This is a genomic window from Nostoc sp. JL23 (assembly GCF_017115065.1).
Lineage (GTDB): Bacteria > Cyanobacteriota > Cyanobacteriia > Cyanobacteriales > Nostocaceae > Nostoc > Nostoc punctiforme_A.
The window spans coordinates 77806-92937 of the sequence record NZ_JABXKN010000053.1; the positions used below are offsets into that span (position 1 = coordinate 77806).

The window sequence follows — 15132 nt, forward strand, 5'->3', positions numbered from 1 at the left end:
ATTATGGCGCAGTCACCATCACACAAGTTTGGTCAGCAACTAGGCAAACTTCTTGAAGATATCGTACTTTACGATATTCTTAAACCTCGACTAGAGCAATTCGCTCAAGTCAAAAACTACTATCTTGACTGGCAGCGATCGCGTCCTGCTAGAAGTGGTAAGAAGGTTACTTGGGAGGATAAGTATGGAAATAAGCACGATCTAGATTTTGTGATTGAAGTCGATGGCACGGATAACAAGCTTGGCAGACCTGTTGCATTTATTGAATCTGCGTGGCGTAGATATACGAAACACTCAAAGAATAAAGCTCAGGAAATTCAAGGCGCGATATTACCAATTATTGAGCTTCATCATCTATCTGCACCCTTTTATGGGGTAGTATTAGCTGGAGATTTCACAAAGCCAGCGCTAGAACAACTAAAAAATAATGGCTTTGCAGTTATTTATATCCCGTATAAGGGTGTAGTATCAGCATTTAAAGTAATTGGTTTTGATGTTGCTTTTGATGAAGATACTCCTGATGAAAGTTATACTACAGCATTTAGACAACTTGATAGTCTTACTAGTTCAGATAAAGAAAAACTGCGACAGGCTTTGATGCGAGTTTGTCAAGAAGAAGTAGATAGGTTTATGGAAACGCTTAGAAATTGTCTTGAGCGTTACATTAGTAATATAGTTTTAATTCCACTTTTCGGAAAGAGATACGAATTTAATAGTATTGATGATGCAATTAGTGGGCTAGATACACTTAATATTGACAGCCCAGTTGGAGAATTTGAAAAATTTGAAGTTATCGTTGATTACAATAATAGCGATACAATTCGAGCTACTTTTCAAAATAAAAATTTATTGACAGACTTTTTAAGAAAATTGGAACATTGAGGTCAGCTTAATAATGAATTTATTACGTACAAAAGAATAAATGGGACTTCCTAAAAAAGGAACACGGACAATCTCTGTAGATGAAACAACTTATAAGTGGGTTGTTTCACCTGATAGTGGCTACATGTGGCTAATCGTTGAGCAAAAGGATACTCAAGGACAGCGACTGATTGCCGGATTCAAATACCATAATACTTACGTTCATGATGAAGCTGGAAATTGGCGATCATGACGAGCGACGCTGCAGAAGCGAATTGGTAAAATTTCTATAGAAGCGGTGCGACGCGGAACTAAGTAAATTAAAAAAGGCTGTTTTGCAGCATTAGCTAATGCTAAAACTTCGCGTAAGTTTTCGCTGTGAGCAATTATTCCATTCGCATTGTAAGCGATATATTGATTTTTATATAAATCTAATAACATCTGGCGGTTACGATTCAACCACTTGAGTATTTCATCTCTTTCTCTTTTAGAGGGAGTGGTGTTCATATATTTAATTTTATCTGTGAATATAGAATATCTCTGGCACTATTTTAATTGTTTGGTGCAATAGGTGAGCTACCAAACCTGACTTAAATCTAAAAGAAACTCACCACTAGAACTAAACCCTATACCTGTATCATTTTGCTTGTTTCTGGTAATGTGCGATCGCATCACCGAAGATCCACTTTTGCACCTATAGCTTAGACTTAAAAAAAAGCTTAGTATCGATGAATCAAAGTGTAAGTGGTACTCCCAGCCTAGAAGAACACACTCATCAAAACCCTGTTGTCACCAAACAACAGCTATTTGGGAAGCAACTAATTGTCCTTGTTTTGGAAATGCTTCTGGCATTACCTCTGGGTTTACTCCTCGCAAAGTTCCAAATTGGCAGGATTGCCTGGATATTTGGCGGGATTGCCGCGGGTACAGTGGTTCTGCAAGGGTGTCGAATTTTTTATCAATATTCTCCCCAACCTAACCGCACTGCTAGAAAAGTGGGAATGGCACTTGTCGGCTTAACTGTCGGCGCTTCCAATGCCCACGCTAATCTAGCTAGTGTTGCTTCTGGTATTCCCATATTTATTTTTCTTACCTTGTTTTTGCTGCTGAGTGGAGGCTGTATCGGTTACATTTACTCTCGCGTCAGCAAAACCAATTTATTTACAGCAATGCTGGCTACAGTTCCTGGTGGTGTAGGAATTATGGCAGCGATCGCAGCCGATTACAATAAAAATGTTAGCTTGGTTGCCCTAGTACAGGCGATTCGCGTCACCTCTGTAGTTGTTCTAATTCCCTTCATCGCTAGGACATCATCTGGTAATTACTATCCGCAAACAGTCCCAATCAACGCTGCTTGGCTCAATCTCGATCCATCTCAACTAGAATTACTCTTGTTAGTACTCCTAATCACTGCATTAGTAGTTTATCCAGCTATATTATTTAAAATTCCCGCCGGCGATTTCTTTGGTGCATTGTTGATTGGTATCGGGTTTAATCCTTTGCTACATTGGCTGCCTTTTGTAGGTGATATTAGCTTTAGTCCGCCGCCAATAATAAACTTATTGGGCCAAATGCTCCTGGGAATTACTATTGGTGAATATTGGGGAGATAAACCCAACTTTAAAAAGCGGACTGTCGCCTATGCCTTGATGTCTGTGGGTATGACTCTCGTAGCCGGAGCGATCGCTGCTATACTTGCAATGCAATTAACCTCTTGGGACTGGTTAACCTGTCTCTTAGTCACAGCACCAGGTGGATCAGCAGAAATGATTCTGGTTTCCCTGACTTTGAATCATAATGTTGAAATTGTCACAACTGGTCATTTAGTGCGACTAATTGCGATTAATAGTTCTCTGCCTCTTTGGGTATTTCTGTTTCGCCGTCTGGATGAGCAGGTTTCTGAACCAGTTTAATTGATAAAGGCATGGGAGATTGGGCAAAAGAGTAGAGTTTTTATGCTTGTTCACGAGTATCAAAGACTCATTAATGGAGTTTAAAGACTCGTCGGCGAGTATCAAAGACTCATTAATGGAGTTTAAAGACTCGTCGGCGAGTATCAAAGACTCATTCACGAGTATCAAAGACTCATTAATGGAGTTCAAATACTCATTAATGGAGTTCAAAGACTCATCAGCGAGTATCAAAGCACTCATTCACGAGTATTAAAGACTCATCAGCGAGTATCAAAGACTCATTAATGGAGTTTAAAGACTCGTCAGCGAGTATCAAAGACTCATTCACGAGTATTAAAGACTCATCAGCGAGTATCAAGGGACTTGCAAAAATAAATTATCCCAAATTATTTCTAAATTAGTAGGGGCACAAGGCCTTGCGCCCCTACGATGGGGTATTTTTTTAACTGGAAGTCCCCAAAGACTCATTATTGTATTCCAAAATATATTTCTTTTATCCCTCCCCTACCTTTTAACTTCTAAAGATGCAACTTGAATGCTGGTTAGCTTATCCTTTTGTTATCCAAATACTAAGGATGCTTTAGATGGTTGCCCAAATTCAAGAACTTGAAGCGCAGCACTGGGTTAAAACTCGTTCTTCCCTTGACCCTACTGAATCCACTTTCCTGATTTGGAAAGGTAAAATTTACGCCTTTATCCCCGGTGAGAAAAGACAACTCTTGTTTAAGATGCTGGGATTAAGCGTTAGCCGATGTATTCCCACAGCAGAAGGTAGTTGGGATTTTACTTCTAGGGAACTAACTTACTACCTCAACCCAAAAACAGATGAGGTTTTACCCAAATGGGAGAATCCTTGGACAGGCGAGACAGTTCCGGTGATTCACGTTGCCAATAATCCTGTACAGGGAAAGTTTGAGGGAAATTTCCCCGCACAAGTAGACGGTGACAGCACAACCTTCGTTTTTGATATATTTCCTTATTACCCCAATCCCCTAGCAGACGATCGCAAATTTGCTGAATACAGCCCAAATCCAATTTATCAGGCAGCGGAATTGTTTAAATTAACTGTGCCAACCGCAGATTTATTCAACCCAGCACTTCCCTCTGTTTCTGAACTCAAACTAAGTTGGGATCGGATTGGTCAATGGCTTCCCTGGATGAAAATGGGCGATCGCCCTGGTCAACTGATCTACAGTGCTGTTGGTAGCAAAGTCAATGGTTTAACAGAACTGCCCCCCGTGCTACAAGACGAAATTAATAACCGTATTCCTCTATATAAACAAGCCCCAAAAGCATTGATAGATGGGGAAGATATGACTTCCTGGTTGTATTTCCAAAAGCACTTTCAAGCTTATTTAGCTGGTGAAATCTTCCCACTTCCGCAAGCAGAAGAGTTCTGAGTGATGAGTGCTGTTAGCGGATAGCTAGGGTTTAGCCCGTGCTGAGTTGGGAGTTGGGAGACAGTATTTATTCTCCCCTCTACCCAATACCTTCCAATTCACTCTTGACCTGAACAATCAAATAGATGTAAACCTAACCGTTGGGAAAGTTCTTCACAAACCTTTACCCCCCGCACACTATTACCACGCATATCCAACAACGGTGAAAAAACTCCAATGCCCATTTTATTGGGTACAACGGCGATAATCCCACCACAAATCCCACTTTTCGCCGGAATCCCAATTTTATAAGCCCACTCACCTGCAAAGTTGTACATTCCACAGGTATACATAACACTTAAAATATCTTTGATGTAACGCTTATCTACCGCCCGTTCTTTGGTGATGGGGTTAATACCTCTGTTCGCAAGGGTAGCCGCCATCACTGCTAAGTCTTGACAATTCACCATCACAGCACACTGCTGAAAATAAAGATCCAGCGCCTCTTCGATGTTTCGGTCAATCATGCCAAAGTTAAGCATCAAATGCGCCATTGCGCGGTTACGATGCCCTGTACTGCGTTCTGAGGTAAAAACTGAAATGTCAACGAATACGTCGCGGCCAATATATCGGCGAAACATATCTAGCATCCGATTGAGGCGTTCAGTTGGGCCGGAACCTTTGATTAAGCTAGTGGTGGCGATCGCTCCAGCGTTTACCATTGGATTATAAGGTCGCTTCGATTGCTCATCCAAAACAATCGCATTGAATGCATCTCCCGTCGGTTCAACGCCAACTCTAGTTAAAACATAATCCAGTCCATGATCTTCTAAGGCAAGTCCATAAGCAAACACCTTGGAAATTGACTGAATGGTAAAAAGTTGCTCGTAGTCTCCAACTTTATAAACCTGACCATCTACTGTCACAATGCAAATGCTGAACAAATCTGGGTTTGCCTTTGCCAGTTCGGGAATGTATTTCGCTACTGCACCCTCTTGCAAAGACTTGTACTGGGAATGCAACTCGTTGAGAAAAGCTTTTAATGGCGATGGTTCTATTTCTAAATCTCCTGAATGTATTTGGTTTGTCATTAGGCTGATAGCATTTCCCAAAATACCTACTATATATAGAAGAGGTGCAGGTGTACATCCCTACTGTTACAAAGATTTTGTCAAAAATAGCTTGATATAAAAGATCATACTTGAGCAATTACTGAGGATAGACAATATAGGCTGTCATTTTTAGTACACGCAACATCTGTTATCCGTGCGAGCGCAAAGTTTTCTTAATTTTTAAGTCATTAATCCTGAAAAATATTAATTTGAGTATTGTCCTTTTTTTTATACTCAGCAATACGGTGATAATTAGTGATATTTATCACCAACATCAGTTTAGTTATGGAGAACAAAAGTAATGATTGATGTAAGTAGAAAAAACTTTGAAAAAAGATATTAAATTCAAACTAATTTGCATAATTATTTAAGATGTAACTCATATCACCACTTGTTCATAGTTAAATCTAAATATTTCATTAAATAAATGATTTTAAGCATTTATGCCGATGCTATTTAATTAAAGTTATATTAATTTCTTATAGGGAATAACCCAATTAGATGTGACATAGAATACACGGGTAGTAGCGAGCCTTTAGAACTGATGTAAATAGGGTATCGCCACTTTAATGTGAAATAAGCGTAAAGTTTTTTGAAGAAATTTTTGACTTACGGAAAAAAGCGTTACACAGCTAAAGTCCGCTTTTGAGAAAGGTTTCGCCCTTTAAATTGGAATTGGAATTTGAGAAAGTGGCAGATAGTTACGCTAAAACCCTGATCCCCAAGCCAAAAGGTTCGTGCTAGTCTGTTGCAGTTATAAAGAACAAAGTGAAAACGGAACAAGTTCGAGTTTTTCAAAAGGGAAATCACTTTCATTAGTGGTAAATCCCGCGAGTTATAAAACTTTAAGTTCTACAGTCGCTTTCAAAAACGGACGCATGAATCAAAGACATTTGTGGACTATTGTTGCCCTGTTTCTGACTGTTTTGGGAATACCCTCAGTCGGTTGCACTCAAACCACCAAGGGAAATGCGCTAGCATCCCAAAAATCACCTGCCCCTGACGTGGTTAAGGTGGGAGAGTACCAATCCAGAGCAGGGAAACAAACCTTGGATGCTGTGATTACAGAAATTCATCCTCACAACATTAGAGGACGTAAGGCGGCAACCCTTTTTATCAAAAATATACCTGTTCTCACCTTTTTGAGTTCTGTATCAAATACGAATCTTGAGACTAAAAAAGTTGGTGCAATTGGCAATACTGGGGGCGTACAAGGGTACGCCCTTATTGCTAGCAATTCATCAAATGCATTAAATACTGGCAACATAACAGATGCGAGTAACCAGATTAGCTCCGCTGACAATGACCCGGTTCAGATAGCTGGTGTAATCGCAGCTAAGATCAACCAGTTGAATCGGGAAAACGTGGACGGGAGTAAGATTACCGTTAGTTGGAAAGCAGGGGAAAAATCTACTGCCAATCAAGCAGAAAACAAAAGTGTTCCTGTCCAACAAAATGGCGATCGCTATGTAATTAAAATTAATGGCGAAGAGTTGGTCGAAATCAGCGAAGGTACGCGATTAGCAGGTAGTACCAACGATCTAGCGCAAGATGCATTGCAAGCAACCAATCGCTTGCGGAGGCTACTAGGTAATGCATCTCCCCTAAAAGAGATTGCGAATTTACCAGTCCGTCAACCAGTCTCAATACCAAAGCTGCCTCAACAAGTTGCCGTCGGAGTAGTGCAAGCCACTTTGAGAGGTATGGCTTCTTTTTACGGCTATGACGGTTCTGGTACTAAGACTGCAAGCGGTCAGAGATTCAACCCAGAAGCAATGACTGCTGCTCATCGCAGCCTACCCTTTGGTACGCAAGTGCGTGTAACCAATACCCGCAACGGTCGTTCTGTAGTGCTGCGAATTAATGACCGAGGCCCATACATTCGGGGTCGAGTCATTGACGTATCTGCCGGCGCAGCTCGAATTTTGGGAATGATGGGCAGTGGTGTTGCACCAGTACATATTGAAGTCTTAGGGAAATAATTATTAGGGAATAGGGAATAGGGGTTTTTCCAATGCCCAATCCCCAATCCCCAATGCCCAATCCCCAATCCAAGTTCCGTATCACTTAATTCCCCTAGTTCAATCAACTCTTCCCTCTATTTCGGATATAAACTAACGGGGGAGGGATCGATAAGAATTAGGGGTATTTTTGTGCGCCTGCTGACAACAGTCGCAGCTTTACGCTGCTATTTAACTAAACGCTGCTCAGAAAACAAGCTAATTGCGGTTACTGAGGATCTGAGACTAGATGAGATGACTGGCTGGTATCAGACGGCAGTCGGTCTGGTGCCAACGATGGGAAATTTGCATCAAGGTCATTTAAGCTTAATCCAACGGGCGCGGCACGAAAATTCGACGGTGATTGTGAGTATTTTCGTCAATCCCCTGCAATTTGCTCCTAATGAGGATTATCAACGCTATCCCCGCACTTTAGAGCAAGACCAACAACTTTGCGAACAAGCTGGGGTAGATGCAATTTTTGCACCGAGTCCTGAAGAGATGGCAGTTCCCCAGAAGAGTATACAAGAATCAAAGGTTACACAAGTTATCCCCCCATCTGCTATGATGACAGGCTTGTGTGGTCGTTCTCGGCTGGGTCACTTTCAGGGTGTCGCTACGATTGTTACCAAACTTTTCAACTTGGTACAGCCTGACCGTGCCTACTTTGGTCAAAAGGATGGTCAGCAACTAGCAATTATTAAACGCTTAGTAGCTGACTTAAATTTGCCAGTAGAAATTGTTGCTTGTCCAACAGTACGGGAAGCGTCGGGTCTGGCCTTCAGTTCTCGCAATCAATATTTGACTGCAACGGCAAAAGAGCAAGTAGCGGTGTTATATCGGGGTTTGCGACGAGCTGAAGCTGCATTCAAAGCAGGTGATCGCAATAGTAACAAGTTGATAGCAGTGGTACAGCAAGAAGTGGCAATGGTCAGCACGGTCTCAGTGGAATATATTGAATTGGTTGAACCGACTACGTTGATGTCTTTAGAAAAAGTTGAGGAGGAAGGAATGTTGGCGATCGCAGCTCGTCTTGGTGCTACACGTTTGATTGACAATATTATATTGCGCGATCGTCAACCCATTATCGCCATTGATGGCCCAGCTGGGGCTGGAAAATCTACAGTGGCGCGGCAAGTGGCAGCAAACCTGAATTTAGTGTATTTAGATACAGGAGCAATGTACCGTGCTGTCACTTGGTTAGTACTGCAAAAGGGGATTGCGATTGACGATGAGTGTGCGATCGCCCAATTAACTAATCAGTGTAAAATTGAACTTACTCCCACCCAGGATTTACAATCATCTGTGCGGGTTTGGATTGACGGTACTGATGTTACCCAGGTAATTCGCACCATTGAGGTAACATCTCAAGTATCTGCGATCGCGGCACAAAGCGCTGTCCGTCAAGCACTGGTTAAACAACAACAAAGCTGGGGTAAAAAAGGTGGTTTAGTCGCTGAAGGTCGGGATATTGGTACTCACGTATTTCCTGATGCCGAAGTGAAAATTTTCTTAACCGCTTCTGTAAGTGAACGCGCCCGTCGCCGCCAGCAAGACTTTAACACCCAAGGTCAACCTGAAGTGAGTCTAGAGCAGCTGGAACACGACATTGCCGAACGTGACTGGAAAGATAGTACACGCAAAGTTTCTCCTTTGCAAAAAGCAGTAGATGCGATCGAACTTCAAACTGATGGTTTAGCCGTGTCTGAAGTGACGGCAAAAATAGTTAACTACTACCAGCAACGTCTATCTGAGTAGTGTCATCGAAGAGAGCAAGGAGACAAGGGAACAACCATTTAATCAATCTCTGCTACTGTCACCTTGTCTCCCACTTTTGTTGTACTCTTCTGGTTACTAATAAAGAAAATACCTGTAAAGGACTTCCAAATAAAAAAATAATCAATCGCTTTGGCAAGCAGGGGGAGCAGAGGAAGCAGAGGAGGCAGAGGAGTAAGAATACAATTATGGTCTTCGCTCTGAAAAATGGATAATTTAATTTTTGCATGTCCCTAATCAGGATTATTGCCCAATACAGTTCAGTTAAGCATTTCTTCTCTTCTCTTGCGTCTTTCTCTACGAGACGCTGCACGAACGCGTCCTTAGTGATAGCCTGCGGCAAGCCGCTTTGCGTCTACGTTAAAAAAATTGACTTTAGCAAAGAATTTTAGCCTTAACTGAACCGTATTGGATTATTGCCGATTTTGGCTTCTAATTAAGAGTTGTTCTGTACTTGTCAGGATGAGCAGTGGCGCGACAGATACTCTGGCAATCACCTCTATTGCCCAGTTGTGATTCACCAAGTCAGGGATCGCTGTAAAAAGCGTAAATCCAATGATGAGTGAAAGTAAGATCATGAAAAAATTCCGATCCCAAGCAGGTTTATCGCGCAGTCTCTCTTGGCGGTGTATTAAGCGTTGTCGCCAAAATTGAAAGGTACTAAGCACAGTGACAAGGTATAACAGTCCAGCATTAATTAGCAGGGTTATTTTATCGTTTGGAGTGATGTCAGGATGCCCAAGTGCGATCGCCGTTAAGCAAACTCCTGCTACTAGATACAGAAAAGTAAACAGGGTAAAGTGTTTCATTAGTTTCTTTTTGTGCTTTGTAAAGAGGGCAGACTCTCAATACTTGTCGAGTTTTGGGGAATGGGGTTGCGGGAAAGGGGAAACAAAAAACCTTTAACCTTTACCCTTTAACCTTTTCCCAAAATCCAATTCCGAGTTAAAAATGCATAACCCGAGCAGTATTGGGCAGACTCTAAGGCAAACGCATCCAAATTGTACTTTTTTCTCGTAACCAGGTTAAGAATCAACGAAAAAAACAGCATTTACTGTTTGATTTAATTGTCTAAGCCTCAAGACAATCTCTAAAATCTTTGTCAATAAGCAGATATTAATCAGATGGTTTTGGAGTTTATTGATAATGAAATAATCTTATTGACATGATGCGGCTGCACTGCCCTGCCTTCCTAACTCTAGATTTCCTGCACCCAGAGACAGTGCCAAAATCTAGACAGATATTAGATAGTTTTTCTTTTTGATTATTTTATTTAAATAAATTTAGGTCGATTATTTTAATTAACAACTTATTTTAAAATTAAGTCATCCAGCTTTAGACTGATTATTTAAATAGCAATTAATCTTACTAAAGATAGAAGTTCCAAAGCTTTAATTGCTGCTTTTAATTAATTAATACCAATTGTCATAGCACTCCTGAATGATTTCTGAACTAAGAAGTCTGCCATTTATAAGAAAATTCCAAAATATAAGCTTTGCAATTGATGTGTTTCAAATCAGATTGTAATACATGTCTTTATGTATGAAATATTAGCCATTTTTATTTATAGTGATTGCATACAAGCGATTTAACTTATTTTACTTATTAGAGAAAGACTTTGTTTTTCGTTTCACTTTGGTAGTAGAATGACGATGTTAAGTTTTATGTTCCACGATCAAAGACGTAAAACTCCTGAAAATAAAAGCTATTAATGTCTCAAGCTTCTGCAATAGCTTAGAACTGGAAACCGATAAAGAGAGGATTTGACACAATGGCATTTGTACAGCCCCCACTACCCTTTGAAAAGGATGCTCTCGAGCCTTTTGGTATGAAAGCGGAAACTTTCGAGTATCACTATGGCAAGCATCACAAAGCTTATGTAGACAACCTCAACAAGCTCACTGAAGGTACAGAACTTGCTGATAAGTCCCTGGAAGAAGTGATCAAAATTTCCTTCCAAGACTCCTCTAAGGTGGGAATCTTCAACAACGCTGCCCAAGTTTGGAACCACACTTTCTTCTGGAATTCTTTGAAACCACAAGGTGGTGGCGCACCTACAGGTGAACTCGCAGCCAAAATCGATAAAGATTTTGGTAGCTTTGACAAATTCAAGGAAGAGTTCTCTAACGCGGCTGCAACTCAATTCGGCAGTGGGTGGTCTTGGCTGATCGATGATGGTGGTACGCTAAAGGTGATCAAAACACCAAATGCAGAAAATCCCCTAGCTCATGGTAAGAAGGCACTCTTAACCTTGGATGTTTGGGAACACGCCTACTACATTGACTATAAAAACGCCCGTCCAGCGTTCATCAAGAATTTCTTAGAAAACTTGGTCAACTGGGACTTTGCTGGTGAAAACTTGGCTAAAGCTTAATTACTTGGCAGTTTTGAACTGGCTGCAATGTGTTTTAGCCAGCTGCTTTGCGGCTACGTAGATTGTGCCAGATATTTAAAGTAGAAATAATTCAGTTAACACCCTTGTCAGCAGTCACGACAGTAGTCAGTCAAGTTTAAATTGATGGGTAAACGAGTTCGTAGTAGGGACTTTAGTCCTTATTTTCTAAGCACTGAAGTGCTTACTACAAACCCTGAAAACTAGCTTGGACATTGTACTAGTATCGTGACTGTTTTTGGTTAGGCATTGAGGGGATGGTGGGAAATCAAAATATAAAATATATGGATAGCAAAGAACTAGCGCAATACATCGAAGCAACAAATAGTATCTCTAAACCTTGGGTATTGGTACAACTTCGCCTCAAAAAATTGCAAGAGCGTCGAGCCACACTGACAAATGATGTCTACACCAAAGAATTAGAAGATATTTACCAAGACTTGATGAAATTGGGTGAATGGTGGCGTGGTATTGAAGATGAGGTATTTTAAAGTGAGGAGTTATGAGTTATGAGTTTTCCTAACTTTTAACTCCTAACTCCTAACTCCTAACTTAAAACGCAACCTGATGGCTCAAGCTCTCGATCAAGTCGATTACGATACTCTCGATGCTGCAAAACGACGCTTCATCGATGCCGCAAAACGCACACTTGGCTTTGCAAGCGCTTATGGCATCGTCCCCGCATCGGGTCTTGGAGCAAGTGCTAACGCTTTCAGCTTCAACCTCGCTCCGTTTCTAGAGGCTGGGGCTAGAGAACTTTCGATGACACTTGTGCCCGAAGGACTGGGCACCGCAGACGATACCCGCCCTGACGATCTTTCCGAAGAAGAACTTAGACGATTCTGGTGGAATATTGGTATTAAGATCATCTCGTGTCTGACGAACGATGCCGCAACTTCAGGTATGCAGACTATACTTCTCGGTCTTTATCTGCCGTCGAGTACTCCTGAAACAATTTTTACCCCCGCTTTCCTTGATGGGTTTCTTGATGGAGTAGTTGAGGGGTGCAAACGAGTCGGGTGTGTCTATCTCTCAGGGGAAACTCCTCAACTAAAAACCAAGATGATTCCAGGGCGGCTCGACATCGCCGGCTCGGTTTTTGGGGTTATGCCGGCTGGTGTCGCTCCTATTGATAGTTCGCGTCTGGATGCCGGAAATACCATTGTTCTGGTCGAAAGTTCAGGCCCCCATGAGAACGGCTTTACCCCACTGCGAAAGCTTGCCGAGTCGCTTCCTGATGGCTATAGAACAAAACTTCCCAGTGGGCAGGAGTTCTGGGAAGCGATGAATGCTGCATCATATCTTTACACGCCGCTTGTACAGGCGGTGCTTGGCGAAGGAATTCGTCCCACAGCGATGGAAAATATCACTGGTCATGGCTGGCAAAAGCTGATGCGGTCGGTAAAGCCGCTTCGATATGTCATTGAAACGATGCTCCCAGTACCTGAGATATTTACATTTGTTGAAAGTCATCTTGAGGGCGGGGCCGAGACGATGCTTTCAGTGTTCAATTACGGTGCAGGATTCGCATTCTATACAGAGTCAGAGCAGGATGCAGAGCGAATTGTCCTGCTTGCAAGAGAACATCAACTTTCGGCTGTGATTGCCGGAAGAGTTGAAGCGTCCCTTTCCCGTCAGGTGGTGGTAGAACCCCTTGGAGTCACCTTAAAGGGAGATTCTTTTGGAATTGCGCGAGGGGTATAATGCAGCCCAAGCGTAGGCATAGCCCGTCGTAGACATCGCCAGTTTTCTCAAAGCTATTTTAGACTCACTTATGCGGTAGCTAAAGTCATTATTGGTTAGAAAAAAGCTATAATTACTGAGATAAATAATATTTTTGACACACAAAATCAATTTGCATTTCAGGCTGATTAGAAATAATTACTCTACTAAACCTTTATTTTATAAGTCATTTAACACAGATGTTATAGGCGCATTTATGAAAATTTAGGTGTAATATTTACTACTACTAGATATAAAAGTAGTGCAAATTACCCATGACTACTGAGATTAAGATTTGCTAACGTAGTCTTAACATATTGAAAAATTTGCTGAGAAAGCTGAGAAAGTAGCAGCCGATACTAATTTTTAGTGTTGGTTCTTTCTCATCCAGAGATGTACATTTTGGTGTGTTAAGGATATATATTTTTCTTCAGAGGGGGTTATGGCTGTAAATTTGGCCCGTACTACAACTTCGGCAGAACTTTTAAAGCAAGTATTCCGTAACATTGATGCACATAGTTGTCCAAGGTTATTCAACTTTCACATGCACACTGTCTACTCGGATGGTAGATTGCAGCCTAGTGCATTGATGGAGCAGGCGATCGCTATTGGGCTAAAAGGGTTAGCCATCACCGATCATCATGGTATTATCGGCTATCAAGCAGGCCTTGCTTGGTTAGAAGATTGGAAGTGGAATAATCCTCATGCAACAACTCCTCACCTGTGGAGTGGCGTGGAAATCAATGCCAACCTTTTGAATATAGAAGTTCACATTTTGGCTTACGCTTTTGCCATAGAACACCCTAGTATGAAACCCTATCTGCAAAGAAGGCCGACTACAGGGCAAGAATATCAGGCAAGTAACGTGATTGCCGCTATTCATGAGGCTGGGGGATTGGCAGTTCTGGCTCATCCAGCTCGTTATAAGCGATCGCTTTTTGACTTAATTCCAGCTGCATCCGAAAAGGGCATTGATGGCGTGGAAACTTTCTACGCCTACAATAACCCTAACCCTTGGAAACCCAGCGTATTGGAATCAGAACAAGTGCAAAAGTTGGCTGATGAATACTTTCTTTTCAATACCTGTGGTACTGATAGCCACGGTTTGAGTCTGCTACAACGCTTGTAAAGATGAATCAATTTTTTTAAATCTCCTGGTTCAATCTGCCAGGAGGTTATCTTTTTTTTTGATACTCAATAGTCAATTTGTTTTATTAGAGTTAATTTCAAGAGATTGAGAAGCTATCTTGATTGTCTCTTTGGCAGCTTTTTCCTTACGTTCGCTATAGCGGTCTGTAAGATAATCAACTTTGTCACGCAATAGCAAGGTAAATTTGTAAAGTTCTTCCATCACATCGACAACGCGATCGCGGTAGGGCGAATCCTTCATAGTCCCGTCTTCGTTAAACTCTTGATATGCTTTAGCCACTGACGATTGATTGGGGATCGTGAACATCCGCATCCAGCGTCCAAGAATTCTTAATGTGTTGACAGCGTTAAAAGACTGAGATCCGCCGCTTACTTGCATGACAGCTAAAGTTCTCCCTTGAGTCGGGCGAACGGCTCCAATACTAAGCGGAATCCAATCAATTTGATTTTTCATAATACCAGCAATCTGACCGTGTAGTTCTGGGCTAGACCAGACTTGGCCTTCTGACCACAAGCTTAATTGGCGCAACTCCTGCACCTTCGGGTGGGTGTCAAGTACGCTGCCGTAGATTGGCAGTTCGCGGGGATCGAAAAACTTTACCTCTGCCCCAAATTCTTCAATGATGCGTGCGGCTTCCTCTGCCTAGAGGCGGCTATAGGAACGCTCACGCAGGGAGCCATACAAAAATAAAATTCTGGGGGGATGGTCAAATGTTGTCATGGTAATTGCTTATTCTTTTCCAACTCTCGCAAAAATCACCCACCAGAGGTTCTCTGAAATTGGTTGAATTGTTTCTTGCTCCATTGTGTTCGAGCCTTAGTTTCATC

13 protein-coding genes and 1 pseudogene are annotated in these 15132 nt (G+C 41.8%); 10 read left to right on the top strand and 4 right to left on the bottom strand.

The genetic code is table 11. The features are described from left to right. The first annotated feature begins 3 nt into the window (after nucleotides 1-3). Nucleotides 4-882, top strand: coding sequence for a hypothetical protein (locus tag HWQ42_RS11240; protein WP_292811939.1), 879 nt, complete (start codon nucleotides 4-6; stop codon nucleotides 880-882). Between the two features lie 40 nt (nucleotides 883-922). Further along, a complete protein-coding gene (locus HWQ42_RS11245; protein ID WP_292811941.1) occupies nucleotides 923-1114 on the top strand; it encodes a hypothetical protein in 192 nt (63 codons plus the stop codon). Here the strand turns inward: HWQ42_RS11245 and HWQ42_RS11250 are convergent. After that, a complete protein-coding gene (locus tag HWQ42_RS11250) occupies nucleotides 1084-1368 on the bottom strand; it encodes a DUF5678 domain-containing protein (protein WP_292811943.1) in 285 nt (94 codons plus the stop codon). The two genes, HWQ42_RS11245 and HWQ42_RS11250, sit on opposite strands and share 31 nt — an antisense overlap. A 221-nt stretch (nucleotides 1369-1589) precedes the next feature. Between HWQ42_RS11250 and HWQ42_RS11255 the strand changes: the two genes are divergently transcribed. Both HWQ42_RS11255 and HWQ42_RS11260 read left to right on the top strand, forming a co-directional pair. Continuing rightward, nucleotides 1590-2774, top strand: a complete 1185-nt coding sequence (locus tag HWQ42_RS11255; RefSeq protein WP_292811945.1) for an AbrB family transcriptional regulator — start codon at nucleotides 1590-1592, stop codon at nucleotides 2772-2774. A 584-nt stretch (nucleotides 2775-3358) separates the two neighbouring features. Then, entirely contained in the window at nucleotides 3359-4174 is an 816-nt protein-coding gene (locus HWQ42_RS11260) for a DUF1838 domain-containing protein (RefSeq protein WP_292811948.1), read from the top strand. Nucleotides 4175-4272: 98 nt separating this feature from the next. Here HWQ42_RS11260 and glsA read toward each other — a convergent pair whose 3' ends face one another. Continuing rightward, nucleotides 4273-5244, bottom strand: coding sequence for a glutaminase A (gene glsA / locus HWQ42_RS11265; RefSeq protein WP_292731557.1), 972 nt, complete (start codon nucleotides 5242-5244; stop codon nucleotides 4273-4275). 899 nt (nucleotides 5245-6143) lie between these two features. Here glsA and HWQ42_RS11270 point away from each other — a divergent pair. Continuing rightward, nucleotides 6144-7247: a septal ring lytic transglycosylase RlpA family protein gene (locus tag HWQ42_RS11270; protein ID WP_292811950.1), complete on the top strand. Its 1104-nt coding sequence runs from the start codon at nucleotides 6144-6146 to the stop codon at nucleotides 7245-7247. Between the two features lie 171 nt (nucleotides 7248-7418). After that, a complete protein-coding gene (locus HWQ42_RS11275) occupies nucleotides 7419-9023 on the top strand; it encodes a bifunctional pantoate--beta-alanine ligase/(d)CMP kinase (RefSeq protein WP_292811952.1) in 1605 nt (534 codons plus the stop codon). A gap of 431 nt (nucleotides 9024-9454) precedes the next feature. On the opposite strand, the gene HWQ42_RS11280 is transcribed toward HWQ42_RS11275, so the two are convergent. Continuing rightward, complete coding sequence (locus HWQ42_RS11280; RefSeq protein WP_292811954.1) at nucleotides 9455-9850, bottom strand: hypothetical protein; 396 nt, start codon at nucleotides 9848-9850, stop codon at nucleotides 9455-9457. A 962-nt stretch (nucleotides 9851-10812) separates the two neighbouring features. Here HWQ42_RS11280 and HWQ42_RS11285 point away from each other — a divergent pair. The 4 genes from HWQ42_RS11285 (at nucleotide 10813) to HWQ42_RS11300 (ending at nucleotide 14284) form a co-directional block, all read left to right on the top strand. After that, nucleotides 10813-11415 (top strand): superoxide dismutase, encoded by a 603-nt coding sequence (locus tag HWQ42_RS11285; RefSeq protein WP_292811956.1) that lies wholly within the window; start codon nucleotides 10813-10815, stop codon nucleotides 11413-11415. 302 nt (nucleotides 11416-11717) lie between these two features. Beyond that, a complete protein-coding gene (locus HWQ42_RS11290) occupies nucleotides 11718-11924 on the top strand; it encodes a hypothetical protein (protein ID WP_099099470.1) in 207 nt (68 codons plus the stop codon). A gap of 76 nt (nucleotides 11925-12000) precedes the next feature. Further along, nucleotides 12001-13137, top strand: a complete 1137-nt coding sequence (locus HWQ42_RS11295) for an AIR synthase related protein (RefSeq protein WP_292811958.1) — start codon at nucleotides 12001-12003, stop codon at nucleotides 13135-13137. Nucleotides 13138-13597: 460 nt separating this feature from the next. Continuing rightward, nucleotides 13598-14284: a PHP domain-containing protein gene (locus tag HWQ42_RS11300; protein ID WP_292811960.1), complete on the top strand. Its 687-nt coding sequence runs from the start codon at nucleotides 13598-13600 to the stop codon at nucleotides 14282-14284. A gap of 72 nt (nucleotides 14285-14356) precedes the next feature. On the opposite strand, the pseudogene arsH reads toward HWQ42_RS11300, so the two are convergent. After that, nucleotides 14357-15025: pseudogene (arsH, locus tag HWQ42_RS11305) on the bottom strand (arsenical resistance protein ArsH). Between the last annotated feature and the right edge of the window lie 107 nt (nucleotides 15026-15132).